A 21,668-nucleotide genomic window follows, 5' to 3' on the forward strand; every position below is an offset into this window, starting at 1 on the left:
CCAGATGCATTCTTTATCGGCGCTTGGGTGAAAGGAGGAGGGTGAAATCTCCCACGGTCTGTACTGCGCTAACAGTCAGAATCGAGCCTTGTCCCTCCTCCTCCCTTCAAGTCCTACCATACAAGCGAGCTTGCTCGCGAAGGCGTCGGCCCATTCAACATCGATATCCATGTCACAGGTTGGTGACAAAACCTGTCCCCTTCGTTACAAGCCTGCCCCGGCCCGTTGTTTAGACTGCCCGCCGTCATAACAACAAAAAAGGCCACCCATGGATCTCTTTCACCCAGGCTTCAGCAGTTGGCTGAACGCCCCTGCCCATCAGCAATGGCTCGCCGCCGAAGGCCTGCGCCTGCTGGATTTCGCCAAGGCGGCAAAACTGCCCGAAGGTTTTGGCAATCTCGACGAGCGCGGCCAGTTGCCTGCAAACGCGCAGGCCGAAACCATGAACACCGCACGCATGACTCACAGTTTCGCCATGGCCCATATTCAGGGCCTGCCAGGGTTCGCCGAGCTGGTCGATCACGGCATCGCGGCCCTGCGCGGGCCGTTGCGCGACGCGCTGCACGGTGGCTGGTTCGCGGTCGCCGAACACCGCGATGGCAACACGGGCAAGAACGCTTATCTGCACGCCTTCGTCGCCCTGGCGGCGAGTTCTGCGGTGGTCGCGCAGCGCCCCGGCGCGCAAGCTTTACTCGATGACGCGATCGACATCATCGACACGTATTTCTGGAGCGAAGAAGAGGGCGCCATGCGCGAATGCTTCAATCGCGACTGGAGCGAAGAAGAAGCCTATCGCGGCGCCAACAGCAACATGCACGCCACCGAAGCTTTCCTCGCGCTGGCCGACGTCACGGAAGATCCGCGCTGGCTGGTGCGCGCCCAGCGCATCGTTGAACGCGTGATCCACGGCCATGCTGGCGCCAATGGCTACATGGTCATCGAGCACTTTGACCGCGACTGGCAACCGCTGCGCGAGTACAACCAAGACAATCGTGCCGACGGTTTTCGCCCTTACGGCACCACTCCAGGCCACGGTTTTGAGTGGGCGCGGCTGCTGCTGCATCTTGAGGCCGCGCGGGTGCAGGCCGGTATGCTCACACCCGGCTGGCTGGCGACCGACGCGCAGAAACTGTTCGAAAACAACTGCCGTCACGGTTGGGATGTCGATGGTGCGCCGGGCATTGTTTACACCCTCGACTGGGACAACAAAGCCGTGGTCCGCCATCGCCTGCACTGGACGCATGCCGAAGCCAGCGCCGCGGCCAGTGCCTTGCTCAAACGCACGGGCGAGGCGCAGTACGAAACCTGGTATCGGCTGTTTTGGGATTTTTGTGAAAGCCATTTCATTGACCGCTGCAACGGCAGTTGGCACCACGAACTCGACTCACAGAACCGCCCAAGTGCCGATATCTGGCCGGGCAAACCCGATCTGTATCACGCCTGGCAAGCCGTACTGATCCCTCGTCTACCCTTGTCGCCGAGTATGGCGAGTGCGCTGGCGCAGTTGTCCCAGAGCGCTGCTATGTAATCAGTCATGTAACCATGTCGTGACATTCGCGCGTCCCTTCGTTACCTGCGAAGCGAAACGTCCTGTTTAAACTCCTGTGCAGCGCAAGCACCAGACTTGCAACGCATAACAACAAGAAAGGTACATCTCAGATGAATGCGATTTCTCGCCTCGCTACTGTCATTTCTGTCGCCTCCCTGTTCCCGCTCGCAATTCTGCCCCTCAGTGTGTCCGCTGCCGAATCCAAAGGTTCGGTGGAAGTCGTGCATTGGTGGACGTCCGGTGGTGAAAAAGCCGCTGTTGATGTACTCAAGGCCCAAGTCGAAAAAGACGGTTTCACCTGGAAAGACGGCGCTGTTGCCGGTGGTGGCGGTGCGACTGCCATGACCGTACTGAAAAGCCGTGCTGTCGCTGGCAACCCTCCAGGCGTTGCCCAGATCAAAGGCCCGGACATCCAGGAATGGGCGTCGACCGGTCTGCTCGACACTGACGTGCTCAAGGACGTCGCCAAAGAAGAGAAGTGGGACAGCCTGCTCGACAAGAAAGTCTCCGATACCGTGAAGTACGACGGTGATTACGTGGCCGTTCCGGTGAACATTCACCGCGTCAACTGGCTGTGGATCAACCCGCAAGTCTTCAAGAAAGCCGGTATCACCAAGAACCCGACCACCCTCGAAGAATTCTACGCCGCCGGTGACAAGCTCAAGGCAGCCGGTTTCATTGCGCTGGCCCACGGCGGTCAGCCTTGGCAGGACAGCACCGTGTTCGAAGCCGTTGTGCTCTCGGTCATGGGTGTTGATGGTTACAAAAAAGCCCTGGTTGATCTGGACAACGCTGCGCTGACCGGCCCGGAAATGGTCAAGGCCCTGACTGAACTGAAGAAAGTCGCGACCTACATGGACGTCGACGGCAAAGGTCAGGACTGGAACCTGGAAGCGGCCAAGGTCATCAACGGCAAGGCCGGCATGCAGATCATGGGTGACTGGGCCAAGTCCGAGTGGACCGCCGCCAAGAAAGTCGCTGGCAAGGATTACGAGTGCGTAGCCTTCCCGGGCACCGACAAGGCGTTCACCTACAACATCGACTCCCTGGCGGTGTTCAAGCAGAAAGACGCCGGCACTGCCGCGGGTCAGAAGGACATTGCCAAAGTCGTGCTGGGTGAGAACTTCCAGAAGGTCTTCAGCATCAACAAAGGCTCGATCCCGGTGCGTAACGACATGTTGAACAACATGGAGAAGCTCGGTTTCGACTCCTGCGCACAAACTGCAGCCAAAGACTTCCTGGCAGACGCCAAGTCCGGCGGCTTGCAGCCGAGCATGGCGCACAACATGGCGACCACGCTGGCGGTGCAGGGTGCGTTCTTTGATGTCGTGACCAACTTCATCAACGACCCGAAAGCCGATCCGGCCGATACCGCCAAGAAACTCGGCGCAGCGATCAAGTCGGCCAAATAAGCGTCGTTAGCACAGGCCCCTCCTGTGGGAGCGGGCTTGCTCGCGAAGGCGTCGTGTCAGTTGCTCCATCCGTCGACTGACACACCGCCTTCGCGAGCAAGCCCGCTCTCACAAGGGATCTCACTGTAGTTTTTATTCCCTGTACTGGATTTCCCCATGAGTTCTGTTGCTGTGTTCAGCAAGGCCTCGCCGTTCGATGCATTGCAACGCTGGCTACCCAAACTGGTGCTGGCGCCGAGCATGTTCATCGTGCTGGTGGGCTTCTATGGCTACATCCTGTGGACGTTCGTGCTGTCGTTCACCACTTCGACGTTCCTGCCCAACTACAAGTGGGCCGGTCTGGCGCAATACGCGCGGTTGTTCGAGAACGACCGTTGGTGGGTCGCAAGCAAGAACCTCGCGGTGTTCGGTGGCATGTTCATCGGCATCACACTGGTGATCGGCGTGTTGCTGGCGGTGTTCCTCGACCAGCGTATTCGCCGCGAAGGTTTCATTCGCACCATTTACCTGTACCCGATGGCGCTCTCGATGATCGTCACCGGTACCGCGTGGAAATGGCTGCTCAACCCGGGCATGGGGCTGGACAAATTGTTGCGTGACTGGGGCTGGGAAGGCTTCCGTCTCGACTGGCTGATCGACCCGCATCGCGTGGTGTATTGCCTGGTGATCGCGGCGGTCTGGCAGGCCTCGGGCTTTATCATGGCGATGTTCCTCGCCGGCCTGCGTGGCGTTGATCAGTCGATCATTCGTGCTGCACAGATCGACGGCGCGAGCATGCCGACCATCTACTGGAAAGTGGTACTGCCAAGCCTGCGTCCGGTGTTCTTCAGTGCGGTGATGATTCTGGCGCACATCGCGATCAAGAGCTTCGACCTGGTTGCAGCGATGACGGCCGGTGGCCCGGGTTACTCCTCCGACCTGCCAGCGATGTTCATGTATTCCTTCACCTTCAGTCGCGGCCAGATGGGCATGGGCTCGGCCAGTGCGATTCTGATGCTCGGTGCGATTCTGGCGATCATCGTGCCTTACCTGTACTCCGAGCTGAGGACCAAGCGTCATGACTAGTCTCGCTGCCAAACCTGCGATCAGCCTGAGCCGCATTGCGATCTACGCGGTGCTGATCCTCGCCGTGTTCCTTTATCTGATTCCGCTGGTGGTCATGCTGTTGACCAGTTTCAAGACCCCGGAAGACATCAGTACCGGCAACCTGCTGAGCTGGCCGACCGTGGTCAGCGGTATTGGCTGGGTCAAGGCCTGGGCCACGGTTGATGGTTACTTCTGGAACTCGATCAAGATCACGGTTCCGGCCGTGATCATCTCTACGGCCATCGGTGCGTTGAACGGTTATGTCCTGTCGATGTGGCGCTTTCGCGGTTCGCAGTTGTTCTTCGGTCTGCTGCTGTTCGGCTGCTTCCTGCCGTTCCAGACCGTGCTGCTGCCGGCCTCGTTCACCCTCGGCAAGATGGGCCTGGCGAGCACCACCACCGGGCTGGTGTTCATCCACGTCGTTTACGGGCTGGCGTTCACCACGCTGTTCTTCCGTAACTACTACGTGAGCATTCCCGACGCGCTGGTCAAAGCTGCACGCCTTGATGGCGCAGGCTTCTTCACCATTTTTCGGCGGATCATTCTGCCGATGTCGACGCCGATCATCATGGTTTGCCTGATCTGGCAGTTCACGCAGATCTGGAACGACTTCCTGTTCGGTGTGGTGTTCTCCAGCGGTGATTCGCAACCGATCACGGTGGCGCTCAACAACCTGGTCAACACCAGCACCGGGGCCAAGGAATACAACGTGGACATGGCAGCGGCGATGATCGCCGGCCTGCCGACCCTGCTGGTCTATGTGGTCGCAGGCAAGTATTTCGTGCGCGGGCTGACGGCCGGCGCAGTCAAGGGGTAATCATGGCTACGCTCGAACTTCGTAACGTAAACAAGACCTATGGTGCCGGCCTGCCGGACACCTTGAAGAACATCGAACTGTCGATCAAGGACGGTGAGTTCCTGATCCTGGTCGGCCCGTCGGGCTGCGGCAAGTCGACCCTGATGAACTGCATCGCCGGCCTGGAAACCATCACCGGCGGCGCGATCATGATTGGCGACCAGGACGTCAGCGGCATGAGCCCAAAGGATCGCGACATTGCCATGGTGTTCCAGTCCTACGCGTTGTACCCGACCATGAGCGTGCGCGAGAACATCGAGTTCGGTCTGAAGATCCGCAAGATGGCGCAGTCGGCGATCGATGAAGAAGTCGCTCGCGTGGCCAAGCTGTTGCAGATCGAACACTTGCTCAACCGCAAGCCCGGTCAGCTTTCCGGTGGTCAGCAACAGCGTGTGGCGATGGGCCGTGCACTGGCGCGTCGGCCGAAGATCTATCTGTTCGACGAACCGCTGTCTAACCTCGACGCCAAGCTGCGCGTCGAGATGCGTACCGAAATGAAACTGATGCATCAGCGCCTGAAAACCACCACGGTTTACGTGACCCACGATCAGATCGAAGCGATGACGCTGGGCGACAAAGTGGCGGTGATGAAGGACGGCATCATCCAGCAGTTCGGTACGCCAAAAGAGATCTACAACGACCCGGCCAACCTGTTCGTGGCGAGCTTCATCGGTTCGCCGCCGATGAACTTCATCCCGCTGCGTTTGCAGCGCAAGGACGGTCGTCTGCTGGCACTGCTCGACAGTGGCCAGGCGCGTTGCGAGTTGCCGATGGGCATGCAGGACGCCGGTCTTGAAGATCGCGAAGTGATCCTCGGCCTGCGCCCGGAGCAGATTGTTCTGGCCAGCGACGAGGGCAATGGCCTGCCGAGCATTCGCGCCGAAGTGCAGGTGACCGAGCCGACCGGCCCGGACACGCTGGTATTCGTCAACCTCAACGACACCAAGGTCTGCTGCCGTCTGGCACCGGACGTGGCGCCGCAGGTGGGCGAGAACCTGACGCTGCAATTCGATCCGTCGAAAGTGCTGCTGTTCGATGCCAAGACTGGCGAGCGGTTGGGTGTTGCCGGTCAGGCGCAGTCCGAAGCGCGGTCTGCCAACGTGGCCCAGTTCAAAGGCCGCTGAAGAACAAAATGTGGGAGCACGCGGTGGATTGCCTGTAATCCATCGCACTTTATGTAAACCGCGTTAGATAAAAACAGTTAATAACAATAAAGACGAGGATGTAGGGATGAAAAAGAAACACGTCAATGCCCGGTTGATCTGCCAAGTGTCAGCAGCGGCAGCCTTGGTGCTGGCCGGCAATGCCATGGCCGCCGATGCGTTCAGCTCCGATTCCAAATGGATGACGGGCGACTGGGGTGGTGAGCGGACCAAGCTGATCGAGCAGGGTATCGACATCAAGGCCGATTACGTTGGGGAAGTCGGTGGCAACCTGCACGGTGGCTACAACGACGACAAGACCGGCCGCTACAGCGACCAGTTCGGTTTGGGCGTGGCACTGGATCTGCAAAAACTGTGGGGCTGGGACAACACTCAGGCCAAGATTCAACTGACCAACCGTAACGGTCAAAACATCTCCAACGACCGCGTGGGCGACCCGCGTGCCGGCACCTTGAGCTCGTCTCAAGAAGTTTACGGCCGTGGCCACATGGTGCGTCTGACCCAGCTGTGGATTCAGCACCAGTTCTTCGACAACAAGCTCGACGTCAAGGCCGGTTACTTCGGTGAAGGCGAAGACTTCAACACCTTCCCGTGCGAGTTCCAGAACCTGGCGTTCTGCGGCTCCCAGGTGGGTAACTGGGCGACCAACATCTGGTACAACTGGCCCGTCAGCCAGGCCGCGATCCGCGTGAAGTACAACATCAACGACGAGCTCTACGCGCAGATCGGTGCGTACAACCAGAACCCGTCGCAACTGGAACACGGCAACGGCTTCAAGCTCAGCGGCAGCGGCACCAAAGGTACTGTTCTGCCGGTCGAACTGGTCTGGTCGCCGAAGGTCAACAGCCTGCCGGGCGAATACCGCGTCGGTTACTACAAGAGCACCGCTGATGCCAGCGATGTCCGCGAAGACATCAACGGCAACGACGCTGCAACCACCGGTAACGCCTACCGCACCCACAGCAGCAAGCACGGCTACTGGTTCGTGGCGCAACAGCAACTCACCAGCCACAACGGTGACGCGACCCGCGGTCTGAACATCGCCGCCAACGCCACGTTCCACGACAAGGACACCAACTTCATCGACAACTATCAGTCGGTGATGTTTGTCTACAAAGGCCCGTTCGACGCGCGTCCAAAAGATGACATCGGTATCGGCGCGGCGCGTATTCACGTCAACGATGACGTGAAGAAAAACGCCGAACTGCTCAATGCATCCAACGGTGTTTCGGATTACGACAACCCGGTGTTCTCGCCGATTCGTGAAACCGAATACAACTACGAGATCAACTACGGCTTCCACGTCACTAACTGGCTGACCGTACGTCCTAACCTGCAATACATCACTCATCCAGGTGGAGTGGACGCAGTGGACAACGCTTTGGTCGCCGGTCTGAAAATTCAGTCGGTGTTCTAACGCGTCTGCGATAAGCTCCTCTCTATGTGCGCATATTTGCGGACAGCCAAGGCTGTCCGCTTTTTTTTGGGGGCAGGCGCACCCCTATGAAAGACGAGTTCAGGACCGTGGCCAATGCATGAGCATCCGCTGCAACGCTTTTTCAGATCCTTGCGCGAACAGCCGGTGTTCGCCTGGGAGCGCTATCAGATGCGCGACGTGTTGGTGATCGATCATCCGCTGTGTCAGGCGGTGTTCAGTCGTCAGGGCGCGCAGTTGCTGCATTTTCAGCCACGCGGGCAAAAGCCGTGGTTGTGGTGTGCGGCGAAATGGCCGCATGTCGGTGCCATTCGCGGTGGGGTGCCGGTGTGCTGGCCGTGGTACGGCCGCCATCCGAGCGAAAACGCGTGGCCGTCCCATGGCTGGGCGCGGCTGCTCGACTGGAAATTGCTCGACAGCAGCAGCGCCGAGGATGGCGTGCGCCTGCACTGGCAATTGCAACTGTGCGATTGGCAGGTCGATCTACACGCGCACTTGGGCGAGCGCATGGAGTTGCGTCTGAGTACCGAGCATCAGGACGACATGCCGTGTCAGTTGAGCCAGGCGTTGCACGCTTACTGGCGTATTGGTGATGTCGGTGAGATAGCGCTGTCCGGCCTCGAAGGCGCGCAGGGTTATGACCAGTTGAACCGTCAGGTTTGCCAGCAGGAAGGCGAGTTGCGGGTCGAGGGTGGCTGCCAGCGGGTGTTCCAGCACGACGGCGAGTTACAGCTCAAGGATCACGCCTGGCAGCGCGAGTTGTGCATTGACACCGGTGACACGGCGGACACGGTGGTCTGGCATCCAGGCTCACGGCCGCTGTTGGGCGTGAGTTGGGATGAGATCTCGGAGTTTGTTTGTGTTGAAGCGGCGACGGGCGGGACGGACAGCCTGCATCTGGCGCCGGGGGTTAAGGCGCATTTGAGTTTGCAGGCGTGGGCTGCGGCCTGAATTTGTGGTGAGTCGCCTGACGGTTTCGCGAGCAAACCCGCTCCCACATTGGACCTTCAATGAACACAGGATTTGTGTTCAAAACAGATCCCCTGTGGGAGCGGGCTTGCTCGCGAAGAGGCCGGATCAATCAGCCGAGATTTTGGATCAGTTGAACTCGTCACCCACCGGATACCGGCTCGCATTCAAGCTCTCTTTGATCTTGCGCAGATGCGGCTGGAAATCGACCCCGCGACGCAAGGTCATACCGGTCGCCAGCACATCCAGCACGGTCAACTGAATGATCCGCGAGGTCATCGGCATGTAGATGTCGGTGTCTTCCGGCAGCGGAATGTTCAGGCTCAGCGTACTGGCCTTGGCCAGCGGCGAGTTCTCGGCGGTCAGACCCAGCACCGAGGCGCCGTTCTCCCGGGCAATGCGCGCCACTTCCACCAGTTCACGGGTGCGGCCGGTGTAGGAAATGATCACGAACAGTTCGCCGGTGTGAGCCACCGAAGCGATCATCCGCTGCATCAGCACATCGGCATGCGCCGTCACCGCCAGGTTGAACCGAAAGAACTTGTGCTGCGCATCCAGCGCCACTGGCGCTGACGCACCGAGGCCGAAGAAGTGGATTTGCCGCGCCTGAATCAACAGGTCGACGGCGCGGCTGATCAGGTTCGGGTCCAGCGCCTGGCAAGCGCTGTCCAGTGACGCAATGGCACTGCCGAAAATCTTCTGCGTATAGGCTTCGGGATTGTCATCGGCTTCCACCGCACGGCTGACATAGGCCGCGCCGCTGGCCAGGCTCTGGGCCAGTTGCAGCTTGAGTTCGGGGTAGCCGCTGACGCCGAACGAACGGCAGAAACGGTTGACCGTCGGCTCGCTCACCGACGCGGCCTGGGCGAGGGCGGCGATGCTGAAGCGGGTGGCCTGCTGCGGGTTGAGCAGGATCACCTCGGCGACTTTGCGTTCGGCCTTGTTCAGGTCTTCAAGGCGACTCTGGATCTGTTCCAGTAAATTTCGCACGCGGTCCATATGGAATTCCTAATTCACCTGCGCAAAGGTGCGCCGGGCTATGCAAATTGGGCCTTTGATATGGCCCGTAACGGTGGCCTATCCTACTGATGGCTCCGACCGACCACCACTCGGAATCTGTATTCTGTGAAAATGTTGTGGTTATTACTACATTTTCCCTTGAGTGATGCCTTGAAAAAAGGTATTTGTAGCTTAACTTGATAAAAGAACAAACATCATGCCTTCGATTACGGTTGAACCGTGCACCTTTGCCTTGTTCGGCGCTCTTGGCGATCTGGCCCTGCGCAAGCTGTTTCCTGCCCTTTATCACCTCGATGGCGCCGACCTGTTGCACGAGGACACGCGCATTATCGCGCTGGCCCGTGAAGCCGGCTCCGAGCAGCAGCACATGGCGTTCATCGCCGATGAACTGCGCCGCTACGTCGGCAAGGAGTTGGACGAGGCCGTCGCCGAGCGCTTTCTGGCGCGCCTGACCTACCTGCACGTCGACTTTCTCAAGGCTGAAGATTATGTAGCGCTGGCCGAGCTGGCGGGCAGTTCGCAGCGCATGATTGCCTATTTCGCCACGCCGGCGGCGGTGTACGGCGCTATCTGCGAGAACCTGGCGAACGTCGGTCTGGCGCAAAACACCCGCGTGGTACTGGAAAAGCCGATTGGCTCCGATCTCGAATCCTCGCGCAAAGTGAACGATGCCGTGGCGCAGTTCTTCCCGGAGAACCGCACTTATCGTATCGACCACTACCTGGGCAAAGAGACCGTTCAAAACCTGATCGCCTTGCGTTTTGCCAACAGCCTGTTCGAAACCCAGTGGAACCAGAACTACATTTCCCATGTGGAAATCACGGTGGCCGAGAAGGTCGGCATCGAAGGCCGTTGGGGTTACTTCGACAAGGCCGGTCAGCTGCGCGACATGATCCAGAATCACCTGTTGCAACTGCTCTGCCTGATCGCCATGGATCCACCGGCCGATCTGTCCGCCGACAGCATCCGTGACGAAAAAGTAAAAGTGCTCAAGGCGCTCGCGCCGATCAGCCCGGAAGGCCTGACCACTCAAGTGGTGCGCGGCCAGTACATCGCCGGTCACAGTGAAGGCAAGTCCGTACCGGGCTACCTCGAAGAGCCGAATTCCAATACCCAGAGCGACACCGAAACCTTCGTCGCCCTGCGTGCCGACATCCGCAACTGGCGCTGGGCCGGCGTGCCGTTCTACCTGCGAACCGGCAAGCGCATGCCGCAAAAGCTGTCGCAGATCGTCATCCACTTCAAGGAACCCTCGCACTACATCTTCGCCCCCGAGCAGCGCTTGCAGATCAGCAACAAACTGATCATCCGCCTGCAACCGGACGAAGGCATTTCCTTGCGCGTGATGACCAAAGAGCAGGGCCTGGACAAAGGCATGCAACTGCGCAGCGGCCCGTTGCAACTGAATTTCTCCGACACCTGGCGTAGCGCGCGGATCCCCGATGCCTACGAGCGGCTGTTGCTGGAAGTGATGAACGGCAATCAGAACCTGTTTGTCCGTAAAGATGAAATCGAAGCCGCGTGGAAGTGGTGTGACCAGCTGATCGCCGGATGGAAAAAATCCGGTGACGCGCCCAAGCCGTACGCGGCCGGGTCGTGGGGGCCGATGAGCTCCATTGCATTGATCACGCGGGACGGGAGGTCGTGGTATGGCGATATCTGATGTGAAACTGCCCGAGGGCGTGAACGCCCATGAATTCAAGAGCCCGGCGACGCTGGCCGAAGGCTTGGCGCTTAACGTTGCCAAGCAACTGACAGATGCCATTGCTGCACGCGGCAACGCTGTGCTGGTGGTGTCCGGCGGTCGTAGCCCGGTGGCGTTTTTCCAGCACCTGGCCAAGCAGGCACTGGACTGGTCGAAGGTCGTCGTGACCCTCGCCGACGAACGCTGGGTGCCGGTCGAACACGCCGACAGCAATGCCGGTCTGCTCAAGCAGTACCTGCTCAAAGGCCCCGCCGCCAAGGCGCAATTTCTGAGCCTTTACAGCGCTGCGGCGAATGTCGAACAAGCCGCCGAGCAGGCTGACCGTCTGCTCGCCGAATTGCCGGCGATTGACGTGTTGGTGCTGGGCATGGGCGACGACGGTCATACCGCGTCGCTGTTTCCCGATAGCCCGAACCTCACTGAGGCGTTGCAGGTCGACGGCACCCGCCGTTGCTGGCCGATGCTGGCGCCCACCGTGCCGCATCAGCGTCTGAGCATGAGCCGTGCGCTGCTGGCGTCGGCGAAGCACAAGATTCTGTCGATTTCCGGTCAATCGAAACTGACCACCCTGAATGCCGCGCTGGCATCCGACGATGTCGCTTCCATGCCGGTTCGCGCGTTTCTGCAACCCACGTTAGAGATTTACTGGTGCCCATGAGCCAAGGAACAGCCGCTATGAAAAACCCATCCCCGACCGTTTCCATGGCGGACAAAGTTGCCCTGATCGACAGCCTCTGCGCCAAGGCGCGGATCCTGCCGGTGATCACCATCGCTCGTGAACAGGACGTGCTGCCACTGGCCGACGCCCTGGCCGCAGGTGGCCTCACCGCGCTGGAAGTGACCCTGCGTTCGCAGTTCGGTCTCAAGGCCATCCAGATCCTGCGCGAACAGCGTCCGGAACTGATGACCGGTGCCGGCACCGTGCTTGATCGCAACATGCTTGCGGCGGCCGAAGCGGCGGGTTCGCAATTCATCGTCACCCCAGGCATCACCCGCGACCTGCTGGAAGCCAGCGTCGACAGCCCGATTCCGCTGTTGCCGGGCATCAGCAACGCCTCCGGCATCATGGAAGGCTACGGTTTGGGCTATCGCCGCTTCAAGCTGTTCCCGGCTGAAGTGAGCGGTGGCGTGGCGGCAATCAAGGCCCTTGGCGGCCCGTTCGGTGAAGTGAAATTCTGCCCGACCGGCGGCGTGGGCCCTGCCAACATCAAGAGCTACATGGCGCTGAAAAACGTCATGTGTGTAGGCGGTAGCTGGATGCTGGATCCGGAGTGGATCAAGAACGGCGACTGGGCACGCATTCAGGAATGCACCGCCGAGGCATTGGCGCTGCTGGACTGATGCTTGTGGATTGACAGCTTTACCTGACACTTCGTTGTGTGTTCTACGGCTTTACGGTGCGCTTGGTCGGTGCACCGTTTTTTTTTGCCCTGAAAAAGTCGCAGATACATTGCTCGATACATAGTTACCGCACCGAGTTTTGCGCACGACGCTAATCTGCGCTCTTCTTATGGAAGAGAGCACCTGTCATGGATCGAGATCCCGCATCCCCATCACCGCAACCTGTATATCAACTGGCCCCCGAGCAAATCGCCGGGCCGTATTTTCGCAATCCCAAACTGTTGCGTCGCAACATCAGCGAAGGTGCTGAAGGCCTGCCGTTGATCCTGCGCCTGACCATTGTCGATGCAATGACCGGTGAGCCGGTCAGTGGCGCCCTCGTGGACATCTGGCATTGCAATGCGCGAGGGGCCTATTCGGGCTGGAGCCGGATCAATCCCGATCTCGAAGTCGAGGTTGAAGATATCGGCTCGATCCCGCGCACCGACGACCACACCTACCTGCGTGGCAGCCAGTTTTGCGATCAAAAGGGCAGGGTACGTTTCACGACGATCTATCCGGGATTCTATGCCGGTCGCACGCTGCACATTCATGTCGCGGTGCGTATGGTTGCCGGCAGTGAATACCTTGATGAGCGTTGTGTGGCGTGGGTGGGGCAGTTGTACTTTCCCGAGGTCGTTTCACGCTCGGTGCTCAATGCCAAAGCATATCGGGGGCGGGCATCGTTGCCGCTGGACAACGGCCAGGACAGTATTTACGCCGGTATGGGCGGCGAAGCCTCGACCCTCGCTGTCTGGCCGATCGGTCGCGACTCCCACGAGGACGGCTATTTCGGCCACCTCACCCTCGGCATCGACACCTTTGCGGTGTCGACGCAGATCAGGCCCGAGGACTTCGACAAGTACACCGTATAGCCGCGTTAACGCAGCTCGTTGAGCGCACGGGTCAACAACTGCATGTCGGCAGACGTGGTGGTCAGCCCCGGCGTGATGCGAATGCACGGTCCACAGGCTGCGCCAGTGCGCACAACGGTAAACAGGTTGTAGTCGTTGAGCAGTCGCTCAGCCATCGCCTGTTGATCGTCGTGGCGGGTGAAACGCATAGAAGTGATCCCGCAAAACAGCCGTGGATCGTCCGGGGTCATGACTTCAATGCCCGGCAAGTGCCGCACGGCGCTGACCCAAAGATTGCGCAGGTAATTGAGGCGTGCACCTTTGGCCGGTGCGCCGCCGAGCGAACGGTGCTCCTCGAATACCAACGGGAGGCTCATCAGCGCTGGAATATTGGGCGTGCTGTAGGAAGTGCGGCTGCGGATATCGTTGACCGGATAGTGCATCTCGCCCATGTCCGGATCGATGTCGGCCAGGCGCTGCGGAGCGATATAGAGAAAGCCAAGGGTCAGGGGCGCGCCGATCCATTTGTGCAGGTTGTAGCCGGCGAATGCGATGCCCATTGCTTCCAGATCGAACTCGATCTGGCCCAGGGCATGGGCTCCGTCGAGGATGATGTCGACGCCGTGCTCCTTGGCCAGCGCGGCAATAGCCTGCACCGGCATCACCAGGCCGGTGCGATGGGTGACATGCGTCAACGCCATCAGCTTGAGTTTCGGGTGGCGGATGAACACCTCACGGTAGGCCTGCAGCAAACTGTCGAAACTCGCCGGGTGCGCGTGGGCAATCTCGATCACCTCTACACCGCGATGTTTTGCCAGCCAACGCATGGCGCCTTTTACCGTGTCGTATTCCAGGTCACAGATCAGCACTTGATCGCCCGGTTGCAGGCGGTTGTAGTTGCGGATCAGCGATTGCAGGCCTTCGGTGGCGTTTCGTGTGAAGGCAACGCTTTGCGCGCGTACGCCCATCAACTCGGCCAGTTGCGCGCGAATGTCGAGGTTGTCGTGCTGTTCGAAGCGTTGGCGCACATACACCGAGTTGCTGTTGTTGATCCGCTCGATGTTGCGCTGGTACTCCTCGATCACCGTGCGCGACATGCGCCCGAAGTAACCGTTTTCCAGGTTCACGGGGCCGGGTTGAGCGTCATAACGATCGGCGAACGTCTGCCAGAAGGCTTCGTCACGGGCGCGGCGGGTGTTGTCGGGCATGGTTGGCAAGCTCTGTAGAGGAGGGCGCGTCAGTGGCGCGGGGCAGGTTTGCCGTGTTTTGCGCGTAGCGGTTCGAGCAAGTCAGAGAGGCCGTTGTGGTCGATTTCCTGCATCAAGGCCAGCAAGCCACCGAGTTCACCGTGGGGGAAGCCTTCGCGGGCGAACCAGTTGAGATAAGGCCCCGGCAGGTCGGCAATGATCCGGCCCTTGTATTTGCCAAAGGGCATTTCGCGGGTGATCAACAGTTCGAGTTTTTCGGGATTCATCAGTGAGATCGTCTGGCTTCAAATCAGAGTGGAAAATACAGGCATTCTGCATGCAGGCCAAATGACAGATCATGCAAATATCCTTGATACAGATAGTTCATTTACATTTAAAGCATTGATATATAAAGATTTTTTTATTTATAGAAACTGGCACGCACACTGCAATATCCCTTGCATCTTCAACCAACCGCAAGGAATTGAAAAAATGACTGACATGAATAAAGAAGCCATCTCTGTACTCAATGACCTGATTGAAACCAGCAAAGACGGTCAGGAAGGGTTCAAGACTTGCGCTGAAGACATCAAGCATCCTGAACTCAAAACGCTGTTCACCACCCGCTCTGCCGATTGCGCTACCGCCGCTGCGGAACTGCAAGCTGAAGTGCGCAAACTGGGCGGTGATCCGGAAACGTCCACCAGCGTCAGCGGTGACCTGCATCGCCGTTGGGTTGACGTCAAAGCGATGTTTACCGGCAAGGACGAAGAAGCTGTGCTTAACGAAGCCGAGCGCGGTGAAGACCATGCGCTGAAGGCTTATCGTGAAGCCATGGAGAAAATCAACAAGCACAATCTGGTCGGTATTCGCGACCTGGTTGAACGCCAGTACCATGGTGCGCAACGCAACCACGACCAGGTGAAAGCCCTGCGTAACCAGGCTCGCGCTCGTTCGTAAGCCACGCTGAAAAAACGGTGGGAGCGGGCTTGCTCTCGAATGCGGTGTGTCATGCAACGATGATGTTGCTGACACGACCTCTTCGCGAGCCAGCCCGCTCCCACTTTGTGTTGTGCAGCCAATCAGCCGATGCTGATCGCCGGCAAGGTTGGCAGGGTTACGGTCTGTTGTTTGCGCGGCGCCAGAATCTCAGCTTCGCCATCGACGACTAATTCATCACGCTGGTTGAACACGCGAGTGGCGATCCGCACGCGAAACTTCGGCAGCTTCTCAAGGATTTCCAGGCGCACGGTCAGTGTGTCGCCAATCTTTACCGGCTTCTGAAAACTCATCTGCTGACCGATATAAATAGTCCCCGGCCCAGGCAATTCGCAGGCAACGGCTGCACTGATCAGCGCACCGCTGAACATGCCGTGGGCGATGCGTTCCTTGAACATGCTGGCGGCGGCAAATTCGGCGTCCAGGTGTACCGGGTTGTGGTCGCCGGACATGGCGGCGAACAACTGAATGTCGCGCTCTTCGACAGTCTTGCTGTAGCTGGCAGTCTGGCCGACTTCGAGGGCTTCGTAAGGGGTGTTGGTAACCTGGGTCATCGGTCTGGGTTCCTGTGACGGATTAAATGAATCCACAAAAAATTATTCGCTGCGATGAGGGCGCGGATGGCTCAGGGCCTGATTGATCCAGGTCAGCACATCGGCGATCACTTCGTCGCGATTGGTTTCGTTGAACAATTCGTGCCGCGCCTGCGGATAGATCTTCAGTTGCAGGTTGTGGCTGCCGGCCGTGCGCAAGGCATTGGCCAGATCTGTCAGACGCTTGCCTTCACTGACCGGATCACATTCGCCGCCGATCACCAGCAGCGGCAGGCCCGGGTCGATCTGGGCGAGAGTGGACGCTTTGCTGATTTGCTGCAAGCCGCCGAGCAAGTCGATCCACAGCTGATTGGTGCAGCGAAAGCCGCACAGCGGGTCGGCAGCGTACTTGTCGACTTCGGCCGGATCGCGGCTGAGCCAGTCGAACGGTGTGCGCACCGGTTTGAATTTTTTGTTGAACGAGCCGAACGACAACCACTCGATCAGCGCACTGCGACCCTTGGCGCCCTGACGCAGTTTTTCCAGGCGGGCGATCTGCCGCGCGGCGCCGTACAGCGCTACCGGTTGAAAGTTCGAGCCGCTGAGAATCGCCCCGTGCAGGCTGGCGCTGTGGTGCAGCAGGTATCCTTGGGCCAGGTAGCTGCCCATGCTGTGCCCGAGCAGAATGATCGGTACGCCGGGATGTTGCTGGCCGATGTACTGATTGAGGCTGGCCAGATCACCGACGACTTTGCACCAGCCATCGCTCTCTGCGAAATGCCCCAGGGTGCCGTTTTCGGCGGTTTTGCCATGTCCACGCAGGTCCGGGGCGTACACGCCGTAGCCCTGGGCGCAGAACCTTTCAGCCAGCCGTTGGTAGCGCCCGCTGTGCTCGGCCATGCCATGGGCCAGCAGGATCAACGCTTTCAGCGGAGTCTTGGGCAACCACAGATTGACGAAGAGGCGGCTGCGGTCACTCGCGTCCAGCCATAAAGTGTCGTGGATCATGGCGATTCCTTTGCTCAGAGTCGAAACAGTGTATAGCGCAGTCGTTGTTCTTCGTCTGATCAGCCCACACGACGGCAGGAAGATTCATACGATCAATGACGGCTTTGCCCGTATTTGCCTGATTGGCCATAACTGCTAGTGTCCGTGAAGCTCCGCTTTTTGCTTTCTGCTTTCAAGGGATGAACGAGAAATGACAGAAACGCGGCCCCGGATCAGCTCAGGTAAAGAGGACAAGAACAATGCAACCTGATTTCTGGAATGACAAACGCCCGGCCGGCGTACCGCTGGACATCGACATGGGTGAATTCAAGTCGGTGATCGAGGTGTTTGAGCGTTCCTGCAAGAAGTTCGCCGATCGCCCGGCCTTCAGCAATATGGGCGTGACCTTGACCTACGCAGAACTTGAGCGCCAAAGCGCTGCCTTCGCAGGGTATCTGCAAGCGCATACCGATCTTGCGCCCGGGGACCGCATCGCGGTGCAGATGCCCAATGTCCTGCATTACCCGATTGCCGTGTTCGGCGCCTTGCGCGCCGGGCTGATCGTGGTCAACACCAACCCGCTGTACACCGCGCGGGAGATGCGGCATCAGTTCAAGGATTCCGGCGCTCGAGCGCTGGTGTACCTGAACATGTTCGGCCAGAAAGTTCAGGAAGTGCTGGCCGACACCGACATTCAATACCTGATCGAAGCGAAGATGGGCGACCTGATGCCCACAGCCAAAGGCTGGCTGGTCAACACCGTGGTCAGCAAAGTGAAGAAAATGGTGCCGGCGTATTCGCTGCCCCAGGCGATCTCCTTCAAAAGCGCATTGCGCATGGGGCGTGGGCTGGGCATCAAACCCCTGAAGGCCAGCCTCGACGACATCGCCGTGCTGCAATACACCGGCGGCACCACGGGGCTGGCCAAGGGTGCAATGCTGACCCACGGCAATCTGGTGGCGAACATGCAGCAGGTGCGGGCCTGTCTCGCGCAACTGGGCCCTGACGGGCAGCCACTGCTGCGCGAGGGCCAGGAAGTGATGGTCGCGCCGCTGCCGCTTTATCACATCTATGCTTTCACCGCGAATTGCATGTGCATGATGGTGTCCGGCAATCACAACGTGCTGATCACCAACCCGCGCGACATTGCCGGGTTTATCAAGGAACTGAAAAACTGGCGTTTCTCGGCGCTGCTGGGTTTGAACACATTGTTCGTTGCGCTGATGGAACACCCGGATTTCAAGACGCTGGATTTCTCCAGCCTTAAACTGACCAACTCCGGCGGCACCGCGCTGGTCAAAGCCACGGCCGAACGCTGGGAGCAGCTCACCGGTTGCCGCATCACCGAAGGTTACGGCCTGACCGAAACCTCGCCGGTGGCCTGTACCAACCCCTACGGCGACCAGTCGCGTCTGGGTACGGTTGGCCTGCCGGTGCCGGGTACGCTGTTGAAAGTCATCAACGATGACGGCGTCGAACAGCCGATGGGCGAGCGTGGCGAGTTGTGCATCAAAGGCCCGCAAATCATGAAAGGCTACTGGCACAAACCTGAAGCCACCGCTGAAGTGCTGGATGCCGAGGGCTGGTTCAAGTCTGGCGACATCGCCGTGATCGACCCGGACGGCTTTGTGCGCATCGTCGATCGCAAGAAGGACATGATCATCGTCTCCGGTTTCAACGTTTACCCGAACGAGATCGAAGATGTGGTCATGGCCCATCCGAAAGTCGCCAACTGCGCGGTGATCGGTGTACCGGACGAGCGTTCGGGCGAGGCGGTTAAGCTGTTTGTGGTGGCGCGCGAAAGCGGTGTAAGTCTTGAAGAGCTCAAGGCTTACTGCAAAGAGAATTTCACCGCCTACAAAGTGCCGAAACACATTGTCTTGCGTGAGTCGTTGCCGATGACGCCTGTAGGGAAAATTCTGCGACGTGAGTTGCGCGATATCGCCTGATCGATAAATAGCCGCGCTTTGCGCGGATCGCGGGCAAGCCACGCACCCACAGGTATCTATGCAGATCTTGTGGATGCAGGCTTGCCCGCGATGCTTTTTGGAGGAATAGCCCGAATTACGGGGCTTTCAGGGTGTTATAGGATTTTTGCTCTAAAATGACCGCTAGAGAGTCTTGAGTCATCAATGTGACTGTAGGGGCCGCTTTTGGCTCTAGTCGACCCTCGGCAAAGCTGCTACTCTCGGCGCGCTTTGTGACGTCTCGGCCTATCCAGAAGCCAGATTCACCAATACAAAACACACACCAATAATAATCGCATCAAATGCGGTGAAGAATTCGCGTTGCTGAGGAGTGGGCTTCCATGATCGAAGACTTTTGGAAGGATAAATACCCGGCTGGAATTGCTGCCGACATCAATCCAGACGAGTATCCGAACATTCAGGCAGTGTTGAAGCAATCCTGCCAACGCTTCGCCAACAAACCGGCTTTCAGCAACCTGGGCAAGACAATCACCTACGGTGAGTTGTACGAATTGTCCGGTGCGTTTGCCGCGTATCTGCAACAGCATACCGATTTGCAGCCCGGTGATCGAATCGCCGTGCAACTGCCCAACGTTCTGCAGTACCCGGTGGCTGTCTTCGGTGCCATCCGCGCCGGGCTGATTGTGGTCAACACCAACCCGCTGTACACCGCGCGGGAAATGGAACACCAGTTCAACGACTCCGGTGCCAAAGCGCTGGTGTGCCTGGCGAACATGGCGCACCTGGCTGAAGCCGTGGTGCCGAAAACCGGCGTCAAACACGTCATCGTCACTGAAGTCGCCGATCTGTTGCCACCGCTCAAGCGCCTGCTGATCAACAGCGTCATCAAGTACGTGAAGAAGATGGTTCCGGCTTATCACCTGCCTAAAGCCGTCAAGTTCAACGACGTGCTGAGCAAGGGGCAGGGCCAGCCAGTGGCTGAAGCCAACCCGGACAGCGGTGATGTTGCGGTGCTGCAATACACCGGCGGCACCACCGGCGTTGCCAAAGGCGCGATGCTGACTCATCGCAACCTCGTGGCCAACATGCTGCAATGCAAAGCGCTGATGGGCTCCAATCTTAATGAAGGTTGCGAAATCCTGATCACGCCGCTGCCGCTGTACCACATCTACGCGTTCACCTTTCATTGCATGGCGATGATGCTGATCGGCAACCACAACATCCTGATCAGCAACCCGCGTGACCTGCCGGCAATGGTCAAGGAACTGTCGAAGTGGAAGTTCAGTGGTTTCGTTGGCCTTAACACGCTGTTCGTGGCGCTGTGCAACAACGAAGGCTTCCGCAAGCTGGATTTCTCCGCGCTGAAAGTCACCCTGTCCGGCGGCATGGCCCTGCAACTGGCCGCCGCCGAGCGCTGGAAAGCCGTGACCGGCTGCGCCATCTGCGAAGGTTACGGCATGACCGAAACCAGCCCGGTGGCGACGGTCAACCCGATCCAGAACATTCAGATCGGCACCATCGGTATTCCGGTGCCATCGACGCTGTGTAAAGTCATCGACGATGCCGGTGTCGAGCAGCCACTGGGTGAAATCGGCGAACTGTGCATCAAGGGCCCGCAGGTGATGAAAGGCTACTGGCAGCGCCAGGACGCCACCGATGAAATGCTCGACAGCGACGGCTGGTTGAAGACCGGTGATATCGCGCTGATCCAGCCGGATGGCTACATGCGCATTGTCGATCGCAAGAAAGACATGATTCTGGTCTCCGGTTTCAACGTCTACCCGAACGAGTTGGAAGACGTGCTGGCGACTCTGCCGGGCGTGCTGCAGTGCGCGGCTATCGGCGTGCCGGACGAGAAATCGGGCGAGGCGATCAAGATCTTCATCGTTGCCAAGCCAGGCGTAACACTGACCAAAGAGCAGGTAATGGAGCACATGCGCGCCAACGTCACCGGCTACAAGGTGCCGCGTTCAGTGGAGTTCCGCGATACGCTGCCAACCACCAACGTCGGCAAGATCCTGCGCCGCGAGTTGCGTGATGAAGAGCTGAAGAAGATCAAGGCGAAGAACGCCGCGTAAAGCAAAAAGCCCTGCAGATGCAGGGCTTTTTGCTTTTGGTCGGGAGAAATTCTGTGCCTGTGAGGCCGTTTTCGCGGTTACTGGCGAAATGGCGCGAAATTCACATTGGTTCCTGCCGGACGCATGTCCTGCAGATACGAATCCTTGTCCGCACTCAATTCCAGGCTCAGCGCCGCTTTGCGCTTGCCCTCGTTGCGAATCACCAGCCCTTCCAGCTTCTCGCGCAGGAACACCGTCGGCACTTTCAGGTGCAGCAGTTCGTCGGTGGCCGGCGTGTGCATCAGCAGGTGAATCCACTCGTACTGACCCACGGCCAGGCGCGTTACCGGCAGGTCGAACCACCAGATGTTGCGGTTGCGGTTCAGTTCGGCGAAGTGGCAGTTGTTGGTGCCGAGCACAGCGCCGCCCAGTTCCTGGTTTCGACGGGCAATGGCCTGCTTTTTATCGAGTTTCATAACATTCCTGCGGGGTCGGTTCCTGGCGCTTGGCGCCCATATGGAGCGCATTCTCAAGGCAACGCCGGCAAA

Annotated in this window: 20 protein-coding genes; 14 read left to right on the forward strand and 6 right to left on the reverse strand. The window is 58.9% G+C overall.

The genetic code is table 11. From position 1 onward, the window contains the following. Positions 1-268: 268 nt before the first annotated feature. The 7 genes from AACY50_RS01490 (at position 269) to AACY50_RS01520 (ending at position 8,452) form a co-directional block, all read left to right on the forward strand. Positions 269-1,528 (forward strand): D-mannose isomerase, encoded by a 1,260-nt coding sequence (locus AACY50_RS01490; protein ID WP_339538067.1) that lies wholly within the window; start codon positions 269-271, stop codon positions 1,526-1,528. A 131-nt stretch (positions 1,529-1,659) separates the two neighbouring features. Continuing rightward, complete coding sequence (locus AACY50_RS01495) at positions 1,660-2,961, forward strand: ABC transporter substrate-binding protein (protein WP_339430948.1); 1,302 nt, start codon at positions 1,660-1,662, stop codon at positions 2,959-2,961. A 156-nt stretch (positions 2,962-3,117) separates the two neighbouring features. After that, positions 3,118-4,026, forward strand: a complete 909-nt coding sequence (locus tag AACY50_RS01500) for a carbohydrate ABC transporter permease (protein WP_339430947.1) — start codon at positions 3,118-3,120, stop codon at positions 4,024-4,026. Beyond that, positions 4,019-4,864, forward strand: a complete 846-nt coding sequence (locus tag AACY50_RS01505) for a carbohydrate ABC transporter permease (RefSeq protein ID WP_221730720.1) — start codon at positions 4,019-4,021, stop codon at positions 4,862-4,864. The genes AACY50_RS01500 and AACY50_RS01505 overlap by 8 nt, the downstream gene beginning before the upstream one ends. A gap of 2 nt (positions 4,865-4,866) precedes the next feature. After that, positions 4,867-6,027 (forward strand): ABC transporter ATP-binding protein, encoded by a 1,161-nt coding sequence (locus AACY50_RS01510; protein WP_339430946.1) that lies wholly within the window; start codon positions 4,867-4,869, stop codon positions 6,025-6,027. Positions 6,028-6,133: 106 nt separating this feature from the next. Then, positions 6,134-7,483 carry a carbohydrate porin gene (locus AACY50_RS01515; protein ID WP_221730722.1) on the forward strand — a complete coding sequence of 450 codons (1,350 nt, stop codon included), beginning with the start codon at positions 6,134-6,136 and terminating at the stop codon, positions 7,481-7,483. A 114-nt stretch (positions 7,484-7,597) separates the two neighbouring features. Next, a complete protein-coding gene (locus AACY50_RS01520) occupies positions 7,598-8,452 on the forward strand; it encodes a D-hexose-6-phosphate mutarotase (RefSeq protein WP_339430945.1) in 855 nt (284 codons plus the stop codon). Positions 8,453-8,599: 147 nt separating this feature from the next. On the opposite strand, the gene AACY50_RS01525 is transcribed toward AACY50_RS01520, so the two are convergent. Continuing rightward, positions 8,600-9,460, reverse strand: coding sequence for a MurR/RpiR family transcriptional regulator (locus tag AACY50_RS01525; RefSeq protein ID WP_171057240.1), 861 nt, complete (start codon positions 9,458-9,460; stop codon positions 8,600-8,602). 226 nt (positions 9,461-9,686) lie between these two features. On the opposite strand from AACY50_RS01525, the gene zwf reads away from it, so the two are divergent. From zwf to AACY50_RS01545, 4 genes are all read left to right on the forward strand, one after another. Beyond that, positions 9,687-11,153 carry a glucose-6-phosphate dehydrogenase gene (gene zwf / locus AACY50_RS01530; protein WP_339430944.1) on the forward strand — a complete coding sequence of 489 codons (1,467 nt, stop codon included), beginning with the start codon at positions 9,687-9,689 and terminating at the stop codon, positions 11,151-11,153. Beyond that, positions 11,140-11,853 carry a 6-phosphogluconolactonase gene (gene pgl, locus AACY50_RS01535; RefSeq protein ID WP_339538068.1) on the forward strand — a complete coding sequence of 238 codons (714 nt, stop codon included), beginning with the start codon at positions 11,140-11,142 and terminating at the stop codon, positions 11,851-11,853. The genes zwf and pgl overlap by 14 nt, the downstream gene beginning before the upstream one ends. 17 nt (positions 11,854-11,870) lie before the next feature. Next, a complete protein-coding gene (locus tag AACY50_RS01540; protein ID WP_075945403.1) occupies positions 11,871-12,536 on the forward strand; it encodes a bifunctional 4-hydroxy-2-oxoglutarate aldolase/2-dehydro-3-deoxy-phosphogluconate aldolase in 666 nt (221 codons plus the stop codon). A 188-nt stretch (positions 12,537-12,724) separates the two neighbouring features. Then, complete coding sequence (locus tag AACY50_RS01545) at positions 12,725-13,450, forward strand: intradiol ring-cleavage dioxygenase (RefSeq protein ID WP_339430942.1); 726 nt, start codon at positions 12,725-12,727, stop codon at positions 13,448-13,450. A gap of 5 nt (positions 13,451-13,455) precedes the next feature. Here AACY50_RS01545 and AACY50_RS01550 read toward each other — a convergent pair whose 3' ends face one another. Together AACY50_RS01550 and AACY50_RS01555 are read right to left on the reverse strand one after the other, a co-directional pair. Beyond that, complete coding sequence (locus tag AACY50_RS01550; RefSeq protein ID WP_339538069.1) at positions 13,456-14,637, reverse strand: aminotransferase class V-fold PLP-dependent enzyme; 1,182 nt, start codon at positions 14,635-14,637, stop codon at positions 13,456-13,458. Positions 14,638-14,666: 29 nt separating this feature from the next. Beyond that, complete coding sequence (locus AACY50_RS01555; protein WP_003227425.1) at positions 14,667-14,903, reverse strand: DUF3820 family protein; 237 nt, start codon at positions 14,901-14,903, stop codon at positions 14,667-14,669. 205 nt (positions 14,904-15,108) lie between these two features. Here AACY50_RS01555 and AACY50_RS01560 point away from each other — a divergent pair, with 205 nt between their 5' ends. Beyond that, on the forward strand, positions 15,109-15,576 hold the full coding sequence (locus AACY50_RS01560) for a ferritin-like domain-containing protein (RefSeq protein WP_339430940.1): 468 nt from the start codon (positions 15,109-15,111) through the stop codon (positions 15,574-15,576). 122 nt (positions 15,577-15,698) lie between these two features. On the opposite strand, the gene AACY50_RS01565 is transcribed toward AACY50_RS01560, so the two are convergent. Beyond that, positions 15,699-16,169 (reverse strand): MaoC family dehydratase, encoded by a 471-nt coding sequence (locus AACY50_RS01565; RefSeq protein WP_071553717.1) that lies wholly within the window; start codon positions 16,167-16,169, stop codon positions 15,699-15,701. A 42-nt stretch (positions 16,170-16,211) separates the two neighbouring features. After that, positions 16,212-17,156 carry an alpha/beta hydrolase gene (locus AACY50_RS01570; protein WP_339430939.1) on the reverse strand — a complete coding sequence of 315 codons (945 nt, stop codon included), beginning with the start codon at positions 17,154-17,156 and terminating at the stop codon, positions 16,212-16,214. 239 nt (positions 17,157-17,395) lie between these two features. Here AACY50_RS01570 and fadD2 point away from each other — a divergent pair, with 239 nt between their 5' ends. Both fadD2 and fadD1 read left to right on the forward strand, forming a co-directional pair. Beyond that, entirely contained in the window at positions 17,396-19,084 is a 1,689-nt protein-coding gene (gene fadD2, locus AACY50_RS01575) for a long-chain-fatty-acid--CoA ligase FadD2 (protein WP_221730730.1), read from the forward strand. Positions 19,085-19,443: 359 nt separating this feature from the next. Further along, a complete protein-coding gene (gene fadD1 / locus AACY50_RS01580; protein WP_339430937.1) occupies positions 19,444-21,141 on the forward strand; it encodes a long-chain-fatty-acid--CoA ligase FadD1 in 1,698 nt (565 codons plus the stop codon). 77 nt (positions 21,142-21,218) lie between these two features. Here fadD1 and AACY50_RS01585 read toward each other — a convergent pair whose 3' ends face one another. Further along, the gene (locus tag AACY50_RS01585) at positions 21,219-21,596 is read right to left on the reverse strand and encodes a hypothetical protein (RefSeq protein WP_007969330.1); all 378 of its coding nucleotides are present in this window, start codon (positions 21,594-21,596) and stop codon (positions 21,219-21,221) included. Between the last annotated feature and the right edge of the window lie 72 nt (positions 21,597-21,668).

This window comes from Pseudomonas sp. RA_15y_Pfl2_54 (genome assembly GCF_963971015.1).
GTDB classification, from domain to species: domain Bacteria; phylum Pseudomonadota; class Gammaproteobacteria; order Pseudomonadales; family Pseudomonadaceae; genus Aquipseudomonas; species Aquipseudomonas baetica_A.

Coding starts and splice junctions, on each gene's coding strand:
- AACY50_RS01520 (WP_339430945.1), top strand. CDS start 7,598: ATGCATGAGCATCCGCTGCAACGCTTTTTCAGATCCTTGCGCGAACAG.
- AACY50_RS01515 (WP_221730722.1), top strand. CDS start 6,134: ATGAAAAAGAAACACGTCAATGCCCGGTTGATCTGCCAAGTGTCAGCA.
- pgl (WP_339538068.1), top strand. CDS start 11,140: ATGGCGATATCTGATGTGAAACTGCCCGAGGGCGTGAACGCCCATGAA.
- AACY50_RS01565 (WP_071553717.1), bottom strand. CDS start 16,169: ATGACCCAGGTTACCAACACCCCTTACGAAGCCCTCGAAGTCGGCCAG.
- AACY50_RS01510 (WP_339430946.1), top strand. CDS start 4,867: ATGGCTACGCTCGAACTTCGTAACGTAAACAAGACCTATGGTGCCGGC.
- AACY50_RS01545 (WP_339430942.1), top strand. CDS start 12,725: ATGGATCGAGATCCCGCATCCCCATCACCGCAACCTGTATATCAACTG.
- AACY50_RS01550 (WP_339538069.1), bottom strand. CDS start 14,637: ATGCCCGACAACACCCGCCGCGCCCGTGACGAAGCCTTCTGGCAGACG.
- AACY50_RS01495 (WP_339430948.1), top strand. CDS start 1,660: ATGAATGCGATTTCTCGCCTCGCTACTGTCATTTCTGTCGCCTCCCTG.
- fadD2 (WP_221730730.1), top strand. CDS start 17,396: ATGCAACCTGATTTCTGGAATGACAAACGCCCGGCCGGCGTACCGCTG.
- AACY50_RS01560 (WP_339430940.1), top strand. CDS start 15,109: ATGACTGACATGAATAAAGAAGCCATCTCTGTACTCAATGACCTGATT.
- AACY50_RS01540 (WP_075945403.1), top strand. CDS start 11,871: ATGAAAAACCCATCCCCGACCGTTTCCATGGCGGACAAAGTTGCCCTG.
- zwf (WP_339430944.1), top strand. CDS start 9,687: ATGCCTTCGATTACGGTTGAACCGTGCACCTTTGCCTTGTTCGGCGCT.
- fadD1 (WP_339430937.1), top strand. CDS start 19,444: ATGATCGAAGACTTTTGGAAGGATAAATACCCGGCTGGAATTGCTGCC.
- AACY50_RS01500 (WP_339430947.1), top strand. CDS start 3,118: ATGAGTTCTGTTGCTGTGTTCAGCAAGGCCTCGCCGTTCGATGCATTG.
- AACY50_RS01570 (WP_339430939.1), bottom strand. CDS start 17,156: ATGATCCACGACACTTTATGGCTGGACGCGAGTGACCGCAGCCGCCTC.
- AACY50_RS01555 (WP_003227425.1), bottom strand. CDS start 14,903: ATGAATCCCGAAAAACTCGAACTGTTGATCACCCGCGAAATGCCCTTT.
- AACY50_RS01585 (WP_007969330.1), bottom strand. CDS start 21,596: ATGAAACTCGATAAAAAGCAGGCCATTGCCCGTCGAAACCAGGAACTG.
- AACY50_RS01505 (WP_221730720.1), top strand. CDS start 4,019: ATGACTAGTCTCGCTGCCAAACCTGCGATCAGCCTGAGCCGCATTGCG.
- AACY50_RS01490 (WP_339538067.1), top strand. CDS start 269: ATGGATCTCTTTCACCCAGGCTTCAGCAGTTGGCTGAACGCCCCTGCC.